This window comes from Paraburkholderia sp., assembly GCF_028283785.1.
In the GTDB taxonomy this organism is placed as follows: Bacteria; Pseudomonadota; Gammaproteobacteria; order Burkholderiales; family Burkholderiaceae; genus Paraburkholderia.
Window position 1 is genome coordinate 810898 of the sequence record NZ_JAPWKB010000019.1, and the last position, 12964, is coordinate 823861.

At 64.1% G+C, this 12964-nt stretch carries 12 protein-coding genes; 4 read left to right on the top strand and 8 right to left on the bottom strand.

What is annotated here, in order from left to right:
* Positions 1–8: 8 nt before the first annotated feature.
* Entirely contained in the window at positions 9–812 is an 804-nt protein-coding gene (locus PW947_RS25945; RefSeq protein WP_299636019.1) for a methyltransferase, read from the bottom strand.
* A 322-nt stretch (positions 813–1134) separates the two neighbouring features.
* Between PW947_RS25945 and PW947_RS25950 the strand changes: the two genes are divergently transcribed.
* Positions 1135–1434, top strand: coding sequence for a hypothetical protein (locus PW947_RS25950; protein WP_299636021.1), 300 nt, complete (start codon positions 1135–1137; stop codon positions 1432–1434).
* An 80-nt stretch (positions 1435–1514) separates the two neighbouring features.
* On the top strand, positions 1515–1958 hold the full coding sequence (locus tag PW947_RS25955) for a hypothetical protein (protein ID WP_299635240.1): 444 nt from the start codon (positions 1515–1517) through the stop codon (positions 1956–1958).
* Positions 1959–2040: 82 nt separating this feature from the next.
* Here the strand turns inward: PW947_RS25955 and PW947_RS25960 are convergent, their stop codons facing one another.
* On the bottom strand, positions 2041–3342 hold the full coding sequence (locus tag PW947_RS25960) for a DUF3443 domain-containing protein (protein WP_299635241.1): 1302 nt from the start codon (positions 3340–3342) through the stop codon (positions 2041–2043).
* Positions 3343–3354: 12 nt separating this feature from the next.
* Positions 3355–3888 (bottom strand): DUF2844 domain-containing protein, encoded by a 534-nt coding sequence (locus PW947_RS25965; RefSeq protein WP_299635242.1) that lies wholly within the window; start codon positions 3886–3888, stop codon positions 3355–3357.
* Positions 3889–4371: 483 nt separating this feature from the next.
* Between PW947_RS25965 and bamC the strand changes: the two genes are divergently transcribed.
* Together bamC and PW947_RS25975 are read left to right on the top strand one after the other, a co-directional pair.
* Positions 4372–5616: an outer membrane protein assembly factor BamC gene (bamC, locus tag PW947_RS25970; protein WP_299635243.1), complete on the top strand. Its 1245-nt coding sequence runs from the start codon at positions 4372–4374 to the stop codon at positions 5614–5616.
* Between the two features lie 218 nt (positions 5617–5834).
* Positions 5835–5999, top strand: a complete 165-nt coding sequence (locus PW947_RS25975; protein WP_299635244.1) for a hypothetical protein — start codon at positions 5835–5837, stop codon at positions 5997–5999.
* Positions 6000–6489: 490 nt separating this feature from the next.
* Here the strand turns inward: PW947_RS25975 and PW947_RS25980 are convergent, their stop codons facing one another.
* The 5 genes from PW947_RS25980 to thiC form a co-directional block, all read right to left on the bottom strand.
* The gene (locus PW947_RS25980; protein WP_299635245.1) at positions 6490–7416 is read right to left on the bottom strand and encodes a DMT family transporter; all 927 of its coding nucleotides are present in this window, start codon (positions 7414–7416) and stop codon (positions 6490–6492) included.
* A 395-nt stretch (positions 7417–7811) separates the two neighbouring features.
* On the bottom strand, positions 7812–9410 hold the full coding sequence (locus PW947_RS25985; protein ID WP_299635246.1) for an L-lactate permease: 1599 nt from the start codon (positions 9408–9410) through the stop codon (positions 7812–7814).
* A gap of 362 nt (positions 9411–9772) precedes the next feature.
* Entirely contained in the window at positions 9773–10228 is a 456-nt protein-coding gene (locus PW947_RS25990; RefSeq protein WP_299635247.1) for a hypothetical protein, read from the bottom strand.
* Between the two features lie 225 nt (positions 10229–10453).
* Positions 10454–10666, bottom strand: a complete 213-nt coding sequence (locus tag PW947_RS25995; RefSeq protein ID WP_299635248.1) for a glycine zipper 2TM domain-containing protein — start codon at positions 10664–10666, stop codon at positions 10454–10456.
* Positions 10667–10930: 264 nt separating this feature from the next.
* Positions 10931–12862: a phosphomethylpyrimidine synthase ThiC gene (gene thiC, locus PW947_RS26000; protein WP_299635249.1), complete on the bottom strand. Its 1932-nt coding sequence runs from the start codon at positions 12860–12862 to the stop codon at positions 10931–10933.
* Positions 12863–12964: the final 102 nt, after the last annotated feature.

A 12964-nucleotide genomic window follows, 5' to 3' on the forward strand; every position in this document is an offset into this window, starting at 1 on the left:
CGGTCCGCTTACTGCGGTTTGACGAATCGCAGCGTCATCCGGTCGGATTCGCCGATCGCGGCAAAGCTCGCCTTGTCGATGTCGCCGCCTTTGTAGCTGGGCGGCAACGACCACACGCCGTTCGGATGCTGCGTGGTGTCGCGCGAATTGTGATTCACGGGACTCGACCCGGCCAGTTCGAAACCGGCCGCGCGCGCATGCTGGATCACATACGCCTCGGTCACGTAGCCGCTATCGATCATCTGTTGAAGCGTGGTTCCAGGCCGTGCGCGATGTTCCTCGACGCCCAGCACGCCGCCCGGTTTGAGCGCAGCATAGAACGCATGAAAATTCGCGTCGATCTGACCGTCCTTGATCCAGTTGTGGATATTGCGGAAGGTCAGCACGGCGTCGAACGTGGCATTCGAATCGAAGCCCTGAAACTGGCCGTCGCGTAACGTGCCGATCACGACGCCGCCGTAAAGCGCAGGCGTGGCGGCAAACTTGCGCGCGAGTGCGGCGCGGCTCGCCTGTTCCTCGGCGTCGTCTTCATGCGACGGACTGTCGTATTCCGCTTCGTAAAGCTTGCCGTCGGCGTGCAGCCACGGCGCGAGGATGTCGGTGTACCAGCCGCCGCCGGGCGCAATTTCCAGCACGGTCTGCGTCGGCGTGACGCCGAAGAATTGCAAGGTTTGCGCGGGATGCCGGTAGACGTCGCGCGCTCTGGCGCGGTCGGTGCGTTGCGGGCCGGCGATGGCCGCCTGTAACGTCGTCGGTGCGGTTGCTGCGGTTGCGGATGCGTCCGCAGTGTCGGTGCGCGGCTTCGGCGTCATCGTGCATCCGGCCGCGAGCAACGACGCGCCCAGCATGATCGACGTGGCGAGCCGGAGGGTGGCGAAGGGATGTGAGGTGATCGGTGGCATGGCAGGCTCGGGTCAGAGATTGGGGCATTCGCGAAGGCGCATCGTCGTCGTCGGCATGGTCTTCGCGGCGATTCGTATAAGGATAGGCGATCGGGCGTGCTGCGTGCTTCTGCATCCGCATGCGTGCGATGTGCGTATAGGGGAAAGGGCTGCTGTCTCTCGTGTGAGCGCGTGGTTTTTGCGTTGACGGTGGCGCGTGGTCTCACTCTTGTCGAAGGAGATGGACATGAACATGAATCATCTGGCTAGCAAGGTTTCGGTCGTCGTACTGGGTATTGGACTGACATGTGGCGCGTTCGCGCAAGGGCTGACGCCACAGGACGACATTCACGCAGCGCAGAACAGCACGCGGCTGATGCCGAACGCCGCGCGCGGCAGCGAGTATCCGACGCACGGCAACCGCCAGGCGGGTGAGATGGAACTCAACCCGACCGACCCGAGGGCGCAACTCGTCAACGGTTTGCCCAACAATACCCAGGCGGGCGGATATGGCTCGCCGCTGGCGGGATGGCGAGGCGGTGTAACGCAGTGACAGTGTGGCGCTGCCGGTGCGCGAGGAAGCCATACGCTACAATCCCCGACAGCTAAAACCCCACTTCCTGCGCCCGTTCAATGACTATTCGAATCACTCTCGCATGCGTGACGCTCGCCGCCCTCGTGGCGGGTTGCGTCAGCGTCTACACGAATCCCAGCGCCTGCGAGCAGACGATGCGCAGCAAACTGGCGGAGACGTCGGCGGAGCCTGGGCGTGTCGCGATCACGCATACGGGGACGGCGATTCACGGCGAACGCGTGGTGGTCGAAGCCACGGTCACGCGGGATATGACCGCGTCCGAGGCTGCGGCCGCGAAGCCGGAGTCGGACCCGACGCTGCTCGGCAAAGTGGTGGCGCTGGCCACGCCGAAGCGCGACAACGGCAAGCCCAAAAAGATCGTCGAGCAGGCGGCCGCCGAATGCTCGTTCGATGGCAAAACGCTGTCGGCGTTTCATTGGCTCAATCCCGCGAAGCTCGTCAAACTCAACGACGACACGGTAAATCACGAATCGGACGAGTAAGCGTCGCCGCATGTGCGCGCGGTCCGGCCGGATCGCGTGAGCCGAAGGCGGTCGCAGACCGCCGCTCGCCGTCATCCCACCATCAGAATGCGAAATACGGTCCGCTGCCGGCCGTGGTCGCGCGCGACGCGATGGCCGTAAAAACGCGTCGTCCGAAGAAAAACGGCAATCCCCATCCGAAGCTGTTGCTCGCGATGCCCGCGAGATTGTCGAACGCATAGTTCACGCTCGAAAACAGGTTGCGCGAGTTCGCGACCGTAAACGTCACCGGGCGGGCCGCGCCGTCGCTGCCGGCGACGCTCGCGCTTTTCGTTTGCGGCGACGCCGGGCAATACCAGTACCCGCATTGCGTGAGATCGGCGCTGCTGAAAAACACCGCATTCGACCCGCTGTCGATGTAGCTGCGCGTGAAGTTCGTCCCGTCGATGGTCGTGGTGACGAAGCCGCTTTGGGAATTCGCTTTCAGCACGGTCGCGCCGGCGACCGTATTGTTCGACTGCGTATCGATGCCGAAAATCATCGAGCCCGTCACCGATACCGCGCCCGCATCGGGCACGTCCGGCAGATCGATCACGACGCCGTTGTTATCGAGCGCGAAACGGCTTACGGGGTTGGTCACCTGCGACGCGACCGGTTGCGCGCTGGCCGCACACGTGCCGTCCGTGCACGCGTAATACCAGCGGGGCAGAGCCGCGTTCGCGCAGCCGCTGCCGCAATCGGCGGCGAACAGGCCGACGCCCAGAATGCCGTTGCTGTGCAGCGCCGTGCTGGACTGCATCGGCGAGCCGGTGGCGGCGCAATCGGCCGGCGTCGTGGGGACGGCGGGGTCGGCGATCAGCTGGATCGGCACCGATCCGGCCAGCTGTCCGGCCATCCGGACGTCGGCGAGACGGACCGTGCCCCATGTGAAGCCGCCGCCGAAAACCGCGCATTCGGCGCTGGTCGTGCCTGTATTCGACGACCCGCCCGACGACGTGCCGGGCGTCACCGCGCCGAGCGACATGCTGGCGGGCAACGCCGACGCCAGCACGCGCAGGCCGTGCGAACCCGTGTCCACCTGGATGTTATCGATGGTCGCGCAGTTCGACGTGCCGGGCGCGCAGACGGTCACGCTGGTGGTCAGCATGTTGCGCGTCAGGCCGGGCGCGGTGGTGACGGTAATCGGCTGGACGTTCGCGAGCGTCGATTGCGGGATCGAAACCGGCGCCGACGCAGCCGGTGCACTCGCCGCGACAGGCGCGGACGCGCCGTTACCGTTCCCGCCGCCGTTCGTACCGTTTCCAGCGTTTCCGCTACTTCCGCTGTCCGATCCGCCGCCGCCGCACGCGGCGAGCGCCACCACGACCGTCGCGCCGGTCAACGCGCCAATCCAAGCTTTCGACATCGCGCGCTCCGGTTATTGCAGATCGTCGGGTGTGACGCCCGGCGGCAACGCGGCGGGCAGCCACGCCCGGCCGACGTAGCTGCGCATCTGTCCGCCCGCCTCGACGATCACGCCATCGCGCGCGACGCGGTTCGCGTGCAGGCTGCGAAGGTCGGCGCGGCTCGCATCGGTGCCCGCGCGGTACGCGTCGTAATACGGCCCGAGCAGGTTTCGCAAGTCCAGCATCGTCGGGCCTTCCCATGTGTAGGCGAAGATCCGGCCATCGGCGGACGCGTATTCGTCGATCGTCGTGCCGCCTGCGTCGGTCGTTGCGCGCACCTGGACCGCGCCGTTGACCCGCATCGTCGGCGATGCAGTTTGGGTGACCTGGGTGGCTTGCATGGCTTGAACGGCGGCTGCCGTTGCGCTGACGGATTGCGCCGCGCTGTGCGCAGACGGCGCGGCGGACATCGTGCCGCCGAGTTCGGCGCGAGCGGCGGGCGCCTGGATCAGCGCGGCGAGCGCGATCGTCAGTGCGCCGCCATGGCGGGCTGCGGTGGCATTCATGGATGGGATGGCCTCGAAATTATCGTGTGTTTTTGTCTGCAAAACTCAAATTCAAGATACCACCGGGCTTTCGTCGCCGACCCACGCGGACGGTCCACGCGCGGCGCCGCGCCGCGTTTCGGCGCTGTCGCAAAATGGCGGAATGTTCCGTTGAATCAATCAGGTGGCGATGGTGTAGGGAATGCCGTACACCAGTTACGGAAATGTGAACTGCTGTTAAATCGACGCGGTATTTCGTCTCTCGTCGGTACGGGATAGCGAACGGCAACGACCTCGACGCGGCGCGATTCGGGCCGCTTTTCGAGCGTCGCAAAGCTGCCGGAAGTTTCCATCCGGCCCCGTGCCGATGCGGTCTTGCCGGTGGTTTTGCGATGCCGGAAAGGATCGGAAGCTGTGCTTTTTGCACAGGTTGATCGGGGACCGGTAAAATGCCGGGTTGATCCACGGAAACTTGCCGTGGCGTTGCGGAAGGATTCCCCGAACATGACTGATCTTCGTCTTACCAAGCGGTTCGCAGCATTGCTGATGGCAGGCGGTCTGGTCGCCGGCTGTGGCACCTCGTCGCCGACCAAAATCGATTACAAGAGCGACTCGAAATCGAAGGAAGTGTCACTTGCCGTTCCGCCGAACCTGATCGACGAAACCGCCGATCAACGTTCGCTCCCGCCGCAAGGTGGTGAAACGTCGCTGTCGCAGTTGAAGCAGGTCCAGGCGCAAGCGCCGGTGACCGACACCGCCGTGGTCCCGCCGGTGACCGGCATGCATATCCAGCGCGACGGCACCGAAAGCTGGCTCGTGCTCGACAGCAAGGCGCCCGCCGACGCCTGGCCGCAAATCCGCCGTTTCTGGCAGGAGCAGGGCTTCCTGCTGGTGGTCGACCAGCGCGACAAGGGCGTGATGGAAACCGACTGGAACGAAACCCACGCGCAGATCAACGACGGCCTGATCCGTGGCACGTTGTCGAAGGCAATGGGCAACTCGTATGTCACGTCGGAGCGCAACAAGTACCGCACGCGTCTCGAAACGGCGCCGAACGGTGGCACCTACGTGTTCATCAGCCAGAAGGGCATGACCGAACAGCTGAGCGGCAACAACAACGATTCCAGCAAGTGGGTCGCGAAGCCGAACGATCCGGGTCTCGAAACCGAATACCTGAAGCGTCTGATGAGCGCACTGGCGCTGGCCGATTCGCGTACGAAGCCGGCCACCACGGCGTCGGCTACGTTGTCGCCGGCTGGTTCGCAGGATGCACCGGGCGCGGCCACCGCAGGCGCGAAGTCGGCGGCAGCGGCGACGGCCGCGCAAAACGTCGCGTTCGCGGCGCAGCAACCGCCCGCACCGGCCGTTCATCCGTCGGCGAATGGCGACGAGATGTCGGCGCAAGCCACGTCGACCGAACTCACGCTCGGCGAGTCGTATGACCGTGCATGGCTGCGTGTGGGCGTCGCGCTCGATCGCAGCAACTTCACCGTCGACGACCGCGATCGCAACCGTGGCGTGTACTACGTCCGTTACGTCGATCCGCAAGATATGACGTCGGCGGAGCAGGGCTTCTGGAGCCAGGTGTTCCATGGCAAGAAGGAAAAGGTAGCGAAGCAATATCTGGTCAACGTGCGCGCTGTCACGCAAAACCAGACGCGCGTCGCCGTGGTCGACAATGCCGGCAATATCGATTCGTCGGCGCCGGCCAAGCAGATCATGGGTCTGATGGTCGACCAGTTGCACTAAGCGTTACGCATGCATCGTCCGCGCCGGAGCCCGCTCCGGCCGGGGCTCCAGACGTTTCGGCGCCTGAGCGGATGCAGCGAAAAACCCGCGCCGAGGGTCATCCCCGGCGCGGGTTTTTTTATGGCTGCGCGAATCGTGCATGCGGCCGCGTGCGGCGCCCGCCGATTCGCATGCATTTTGCTTGACCGATCCTGAGCCATAACAATCAGGAGACGGCCATGTTCGACGTGATTCCCTACTGGATGTGGGCAGCCAGCCTGCTCGTGCTGGCGCTCGTGTGCGGCGCGGCTTTGTCGCCGCGTGAAGACCGGTCGATCCGGCTCGCGCGTAGTCGGTCGCGCGCGTCCGCGCCGGTTTCGCCGGGCGTTCACGATGTCCGGTGACGCGCCGGAATGTGCGGCGAGGCGTTACGTGACGTAACGCCTCGTAACGTGCGGACGTTAACCGACACGCTGCCGGTTTCGTGCCGGTGAAAAATAAAAAAGCGCAGTAAATCAACGTACTACACCCATCATCTTCGTTTGATATCTGGTTGGCACATTAGCTGCTTTATAGGTATCAAAGGGCGCGATGCGCTGAATGCAGACCCCCGCGACACGCGCGGCAATGCCACCAGACGAGTGACCCTGAAGTTTCAAAGCGAATACCCAGATACAGGCAATGACGGCGACCTCGCCGGCGTTGCGTCGAATGACGGCCAGCGCGTTGCGCGGCCACAGTGGCCCCGTCGCCTATCCTCGTAGGGTGACGGTTTCGCCCGCGCCCCCTTGGAGCGCGGGCGATTTTTTTGTCGGCCGCAACGACATGAAAAAAAGCGCGGCCGTTTAACGGGCCGCGCTTTCGGGAATCAGCGCAGAGGCGATGCGGGCGGTTTCAGGTATCGGCGCGGCGCGTGTGCATGCCCGGCAAACGCTTGATGACGCCGGTGGCCAGCGCCGTGCCCGCGAGAATCACCGCACACCCTTCGAGCATGCCGGGCGAGACGGTTTCGCCGAGGAACAGCGCGCCCCACAGAATGCCGAAGATCGGAATGACGAAGGTGACGGTGATGGTCCGTGCCGGACCGACTGCGGCGATCAGCCGGAAGAACAGCAGGTACGCGATGCCCGTACACGCCACGCCGAGTCCGAGCACGGCGCCCCACGCGCGCATCGAGATGGGCGTGGACGGCCAGTAGATCACGGCGAGCGGCAGCAGCACGACGGTCGCGGCGGTCATCGTGCCCGCGGCGACGGTCAGCGAATCGACGCCGGTCAGATGACGCTTGGTCCAGCTTGCGGCGATCCCGTACAGCAGCGTCGCGCCGAGGGCAGCGGCGGCGGCGAGCGCGGTGGTCGCGGGCGTGGCGGCCGCGCCGTGCGGCGTCGCGATCTGATCCCAGACCAGCATCAGCACGCCAATGAAACCGACCACCAGGCCGATGCTGCGCAGTGCATTCAAGCGGTCCTTGAGCCACAGGAACGCGACCAGCGCGCCCCATAAAGGCGTGGTCGCGTTGATCACTGACGTCACGCCCGCCGACAGCGTCAACTCCGCGTAGGCGAACAGGCAGAACGGCGCGGCCGAGTTCAGGATGCCCACCGCGAGCAGCGGCACGGCGCGCGCGCGCATCGTCGCTGCGGCTTCGCGCAGCGGGCGACGGGTCACCAGCACGATCAGCAGAAACGCCGCGCCGATGCCCACGCGCAAGGCCATCAGCGGCGCCACGCCGAAATCGGTTACGCCGACCCGGATAAACAGGAACGACGCGCCCCATAGCGCGGCGAGGATCAGCAACTGAAACAGGTGTTTTGAGTTCATCGAGCGGTGGTCACGCGCGGTTGAGTCGGGACGCGAACGGATGGTAGCAGCGCTGGCAGGTGCAACGTTTCACGCTGGAATGAAACAGCAAGCAACGGGAATCGCGCGACTGTCTCAAGGGTTCGTGATGTCGTACCTGTATTCACGTTTGCGCTGCTTTGCTGGCGTCGTGGACGCCTGGCGGGTTCCGTCGTTCGCGCCGGAACCCTTGTATCGTAAGCGTCGAAAGGAAAGAAGCAAAACGAGGAAATCTCACCGATTTGTGAGAAAAATTGCGATATGAGATGCATCACGCCCTCAGCGTCGTCGTAGCGACGCTGAGGGCGTAAGGTCCGGACCGGCGACGGTCCGGCGACGCGATTGGCTGGATTACCGGTCGCGTTCCGCCGGGCGATCTAATGCGGAATCATCCCTTGCAGATAGTTTTGCTGCAGCCACACGAGGATGCCGAGCACGATCGTCAGCAGGATCGAATGCTTGAAGGTCTTCGCGAACACCACGCCTTCCTTGCCTTTGAGCTCGGTGGTCGCAACGCCGGTCGAAATATTTTGCGGCGAGATCATCTTGCCCATCACGCCGCCCGACGAATTGGTCGCGGCCATCAGCACCGGATTCAGATTGAGCTGATGCGCGGCGACCACCTGCAGGTTGCCGAACAGCGCGTTCCCCGACGTATCGCTGCCGGACAAAAACACCGCGACCCAGCCGAGAAACGCCGACACCAGCGGAAAGAACGGCCCGACCGACGCGACGCCGAGACCGAGCGTGTAGTTCAGCCCCGAGTAGTTCATCAGATACGCGAGCCCGACGATGGTCGCGACCGTCAGGATCGCGATGCGCGTCTGCACCCAGGTGTCGACGATCGCGGCGCCGAATTCCACCGGCTTCAGGCCGACCACCAGCGACGTGATGATCGCCGCGACCAGGATCGCGGTGCCGGTGGCGAGCGGCTGGAAGTCCCAGACCGCGCTGTAAGGCGTGTTGTACAGCGTGATGTAGACCGCCTTGTCGAGACCGGGCCACGGAATCTTGATGTCGCCGATCATAAAGACCTTCGCGATGGTCCACACGATCACGACCACCGACACGATGATCCACGGATACCAGCCCTGCGCGCCGCTGATCTTGCCGCGCGTCTCGCCGACGCGGTCGATGTTGATCGCGAACGCAGGGTCGGGCAGCGGCTTCCACACTTTCAGAAACGCGATCGTGACGATCAGCGACACCATCGACGACAGCACGTCGGTCAGGCTGTAGTTCACGTAGTTCGACGCGATGAACTGCGTCAGCGCGAAGCTCAGTCCCGACACCAGCAGCACCGGCCACACCCGCAGCATGTTGCGAAAGCCCGCGTAGATGCCGATCACGTAGAAGGGCAGCAGACACGCGAAGAACGGCAATTGGCGGCCGACCATTTTCGCGAGCGCGTCGGTGGGCAGATGGGTGACCGCGCCGAGTACGGTGATCGGCACGCCGAGCGCGCCGAACGCGACCGGCGCGGTGTTGAAGATCAGCGTAAAGGTCAGCGCTTCGAGCGTCGGGAAGCCGAGCAGGATCAGCAGCGAACTGGTGATGGCGACCGGCGTGCCGAAACCGGAAATCCCTTCGAGCAGCGCGCCGAACGAAAAGCCGATCACCACCAGCACGATGCGCCGATCGTTCGGCAGGTTGTCGATCATCCACATCCGGAACGCGGCGAAGCGGCCCGAGCGCTGCGAAATGTTGTAGAGCAGGATCGCCGCGAACACGATCCACATCACCGGCCAGCACGCAAACACCGCGCCCGCGACGACCGAGTCGATCGCCAGACCGACCGGGAAATGCCAGCCGAAAATCGCGACCAGCAAGCCGACGACCAGCCCGGCCAGCGACGCCTGCCACGCAGGTCGGCGCGCGACACCGAGCAGCAACAGCACGACGATGATCGGCAGCGCCGCGACGAGGAAAGACGGCAGTAGCGCATTGCCGATGGGAGTGAGCAGTTGGTGAAACATCACGTCTCCTTCGTTGTTGTTCGAGTCGGCGCGCGAATCGACTGCCCCGCGCGTCGCGGATAGCGTCTGAAACCAGATGGAGCGGTCACGCGATAAAGCGGATGACGACGGCTTGCGCACGGACCTCGGCGTGATGCACGCAGCCGGATCATCTGAAAAGTATTAAGCAGGTAGTGCGTGGGACTGGTTCCAGCATAGAACCCCGTCACGCGGAGTCAAGGCGGGGAACTACCGGCGACGCCGGATGGCGCGCATCAAACGAGTGAAGCAGACCGGCCCGCAGATACGACAACGCGGCCGGGAGTGCCGCGGCCGCGTCGTGTGATGGGTGTGATCCGTGAAAAAGTGAGCGCTGGCGGGCGTCAGTGGCGATGTCCGTAGCCGCCGCCGTGCCAGCCGCGACCGCCACCCCAGTAGCCGCCGAAACTGAACGAGATCGCCGGGCCGCCCCAGCCGTAGTACGCAGGATACGACGGATAGTAAGCCGGGTAATACGCGGGATAGTAGACCGGCGGTGGCGGCGCGACATACACCGGCGGTTGCGCGACCGCGTACGTGGGCGGCGCGGCCTGGCTCGGAGCGGGCGGCGGCGGATTGGTCGAGCCGACCGGCACTTCGGTTTGCGCGGCGCCCACCGGCACGGTCTGGTAATAGCCGGAGTAGCCGTACGGATAGTAGCCGTACGGGTAATAGCAACCGGCCAGCGAGCCGCATAACGCGACCGCTGCAGCGGGCAGCGTGAGCAGACGGGCGAGACGCGAATGTCGCGCCGCGCGAAGACGGGCAAACGTAAAGGTAACGGTGTACTGGGTGCTCATGACGCGCTCCGGTTGCGTCGCGCCGTCCGGCTGCTTGCCGCAGCGTCGGGACGCTGTGCAATCCGCTGTGCAATCGATCCGGCGCGAATCAGACTTCCGAGCTTACGCTCGCGGCGTCGCGGCCATGTTGCAAACTGGTAACGGCGTATTTCATCGTGTTGCGATGCGGCGCCGTCCGTCGTGCGGCGTGAATGCGCCGCCTGTCAGCCTGACTGCGTGACTGCGTTACTTACCGACCTGATTGCCGATGATGCCGCCCGCTGCCGCGCCGCCGAGCGTCGATAACGCATTGCCGCCGAGCGCCGCGCCCGCCGCGCCGCCGACACCCGCGCCGATAGCGGTATCGCGTTGACGTGTGGTCATGCCGTCACACGCGGACAGACTCGCGACCACTGCGACCAGCGCCGCGAGCGTACCGATTCGATGGAACGATTTCATGATGTCGACTCCTGTGTCTTATGAAAGGGCGGGCGTCGTGCGCTCACCTGCTGGTGCATCGTATCGCCGCGTCCCGTTTCGATTTGTGTGCGCTTGTCAGCAGAGTGTCGGTTTCGTAATCAGATGTTTCTCTCACCGCCACGCCGCTTCGCTACTCGCGCGCCTCCGCATGAACATCGTCAGCAAAAAGAAAGCCCGCTCGAAAGCGGGCCTCGGCGAACGCGTGATGCGTTCGCGACGTGTACCTGACGGGTGCGTCAGAACTTACTGGCGCTGATAGATTTCCGCGCCCTTCTTCATGAACTCGATGGACTTCACTTCCATACCTTTTTTCAACGCTTCGTCGTCGGTCACGCCTTGCTGCGCTGCAAACTCGCGCACGTCCTGCGTGATCTTCATCGAGCAGAAGTGCGGACCGCACATTGAGCAGAAGTGTGCGACCTTCGCGGAATCCTTCGGCAAGGTTTCGTCATGGAATTCGCGCGCCTTGTCCGGATCGAGGCCGAGGTTGAACTGGTCTTCCCAGCGGAATTCGAAGCGCGCTTTCGACAACGCGTTGTCGCGAACCTGCGCGCCCGGATGACCTTTGGCGAGATCCGCCGCGTGCGCCGCGAGCTTGTACGTGATGATGCCGGTCTTGACGTCGTCCTTGTTGGGCAGACCGAGATGCTCCTTCGGCGTCACGTAGCAGAGCATCGCCGTGCCGAACCAGCCGATCATCGCCGCGCCGATGCCGGACGTGATGTGATCGTAGCCGGGCGCGATGTCGGTGGTCAGCGGTCCGAGCGTGTAGAACGGCGCTTCGTCGCACCATTCCAGTTGCAGGTCCATGTTCTCCTTGATCAGTTGCATCGGCACATGGCCCGGACCTTCGATCATCACCTGCACATCGTGCTTCCACGCGATCTGCGTGAGTTCGCCGAGCGTCTTCAGTTCGCCGAGTTGCGCGTCGTCGTTCGCGTCGTAGATCGAACCCGGACGCAGGCCGTCGCCGAGCGAGAAGCTCACGTCGTACGCCTTCATGATTTCGCAGATGTCTTCGAAATGCTCGTAGAGAAAGCTTTCCTTGTGATGCGCGAGGCACCACTTCGCCATGATCGAGCCGCCGCGCGACACGATCCCGGTCATCCGCTTCGCGGTCAGCGGCACGTATTGCAGACGCACGCCCGCGTGAATCGTGAAGTAATCGACGCCTTGTTCGGCCTGTTCGATCAGCGTGTCGCGGAAGATTTCCCACGTCAGGTCTTCGGCTTTGCCGTTGACCTTTTCGAGCGCCTGATAGATCGGCACCGTGCCGATCGGCACTGGCGAATTACGGATGATCCACTCGCGCGTTTCGTGAATGTGCTTGCCGGTGGACAGATCCATCACCGTGTCGCCGCCCCAGCGGATCGCCCAGGTCATCTTGTCGACTTCCTCGCCGATCGATGACGTCACCGCCGAATTGCCGATATTCGCGTTGATCTTCACGAGGAAATTGCGACCGATGATCATCGGCTCGGTTTCCGGGTGATTGATGTTGTTCGGAATGATCGCGCGGCCGCGCGCCACTTCGTCGCGAACGAATTCCGGCGTGATCGCGCGCAACGCGGCGGGATCGAACGACGCCGCGCCGAACGATTGCCCCGGATGCTGACGGCCCATCATCGCGGCCAGCTTTTCGCCGTTCGGACCGCTGGTGCGCAGGCTGTCCAGATACTCGGCGCGCCGCTGGTTTTCGCGGATCGCGATGTATTCCATTTCCGGCGTGACGATGCCTTGTCGCGCGTAGTGCATCTGCGACACGTTTTTGCCGGCGCTGGCGCGACGCGGCGTGCGATGCAGGCCGGGAAACCGCAGATCCGCGGTGGCGGGGTCGGCGGCGCGTTCGCGGCCGTAATCGCTCGACAGACCGTCCAGCGATTCCGTGTCGCCGCGCGCTTCGATCCAGCGCTGACGCAGCGCGGGCAGACCGGCGCGGATATCGATGGTGGCGTCGGGATCGGTGTACGCGCCCGACGTGTCGTACACGTAGACCGGCGGATTCTTCTCGCCGCCGAAACTGTCGGGCGTGTCGGCCTGCGTGATTTCGCGCATCGGCACCCGGATATCGGGCTGCGATCCGGTCACGTAGATCTTGCGGGAATTGGGCAGCGGGGCGACCGCAGCGGCATCGACGTGCGCGTCAGCGGAAAGGAATTTCGGATTGGCGTTCATGCTTCTCTCCTTATCGACCGGAGCGATGGCGCTTGAGCGCGTACGCGGGTCGTATGCAATGCGATAGGGGGAAAAGCTAAAGCGGAAACGAGATGGAAGGTG

What these genes read in the sequence shown, in the direction of transcription:
- PW947_RS25995 (WP_299635248.1), bottom strand. Translation starts at nt 10,666, where the DNA reads ATGAAATCGTTCCATCGAATCGGTACGCTCGCGGCGCTGGTCGCAGTG.
- PW947_RS25980 (WP_299635245.1), bottom strand. Translation starts at nt 7,416, where the DNA reads ATGAACTCAAAACACCTGTTTCAGTTGCTGATCCTCGCCGCGCTATGG.
- PW947_RS25985 (WP_299635246.1), bottom strand. Translation starts at nt 9,410, where the DNA reads ATGTTTCACCAACTGCTCACTCCCATCGGCAATGCGCTACTGCCGTCT.
- bamC (WP_299635243.1), top strand. Translation starts at nt 4,372, where the DNA reads ATGACTGATCTTCGTCTTACCAAGCGGTTCGCAGCATTGCTGATGGCA.
- PW947_RS25965 (WP_299635242.1), bottom strand. Translation starts at nt 3,888, where the DNA reads ATGAATGCCACCGCAGCCCGCCATGGCGGCGCACTGACGATCGCGCTC.
- PW947_RS25950 (WP_299636021.1), top strand. Translation starts at nt 1,135, where the DNA reads ATGAATCATCTGGCTAGCAAGGTTTCGGTCGTCGTACTGGGTATTGGA.
- PW947_RS25960 (WP_299635241.1), bottom strand. Translation starts at nt 3,342, where the DNA reads ATGTCGAAAGCTTGGATTGGCGCGTTGACCGGCGCGACGGTCGTGGTG.
- thiC (WP_299635249.1), bottom strand. Translation starts at nt 12,862, where the DNA reads ATGAACGCCAATCCGAAATTCCTTTCCGCTGACGCGCACGTCGATGCC.
- PW947_RS25955 (WP_299635240.1), top strand. Translation starts at nt 1,515, where the DNA reads ATGACTATTCGAATCACTCTCGCATGCGTGACGCTCGCCGCCCTCGTG.
- PW947_RS25975 (WP_299635244.1), top strand. Translation starts at nt 5,835, where the DNA reads ATGTTCGACGTGATTCCCTACTGGATGTGGGCAGCCAGCCTGCTCGTG.
- PW947_RS25945 (WP_299636019.1), bottom strand. Translation starts at nt 812, where the DNA reads ATGACGCCGAAGCCGCGCACCGACACTGCGGACGCATCCGCAACCGCA.
- PW947_RS25990 (WP_299635247.1), bottom strand. Translation starts at nt 10,228, where the DNA reads ATGAGCACCCAGTACACCGTTACCTTTACGTTTGCCCGTCTTCGCGCG.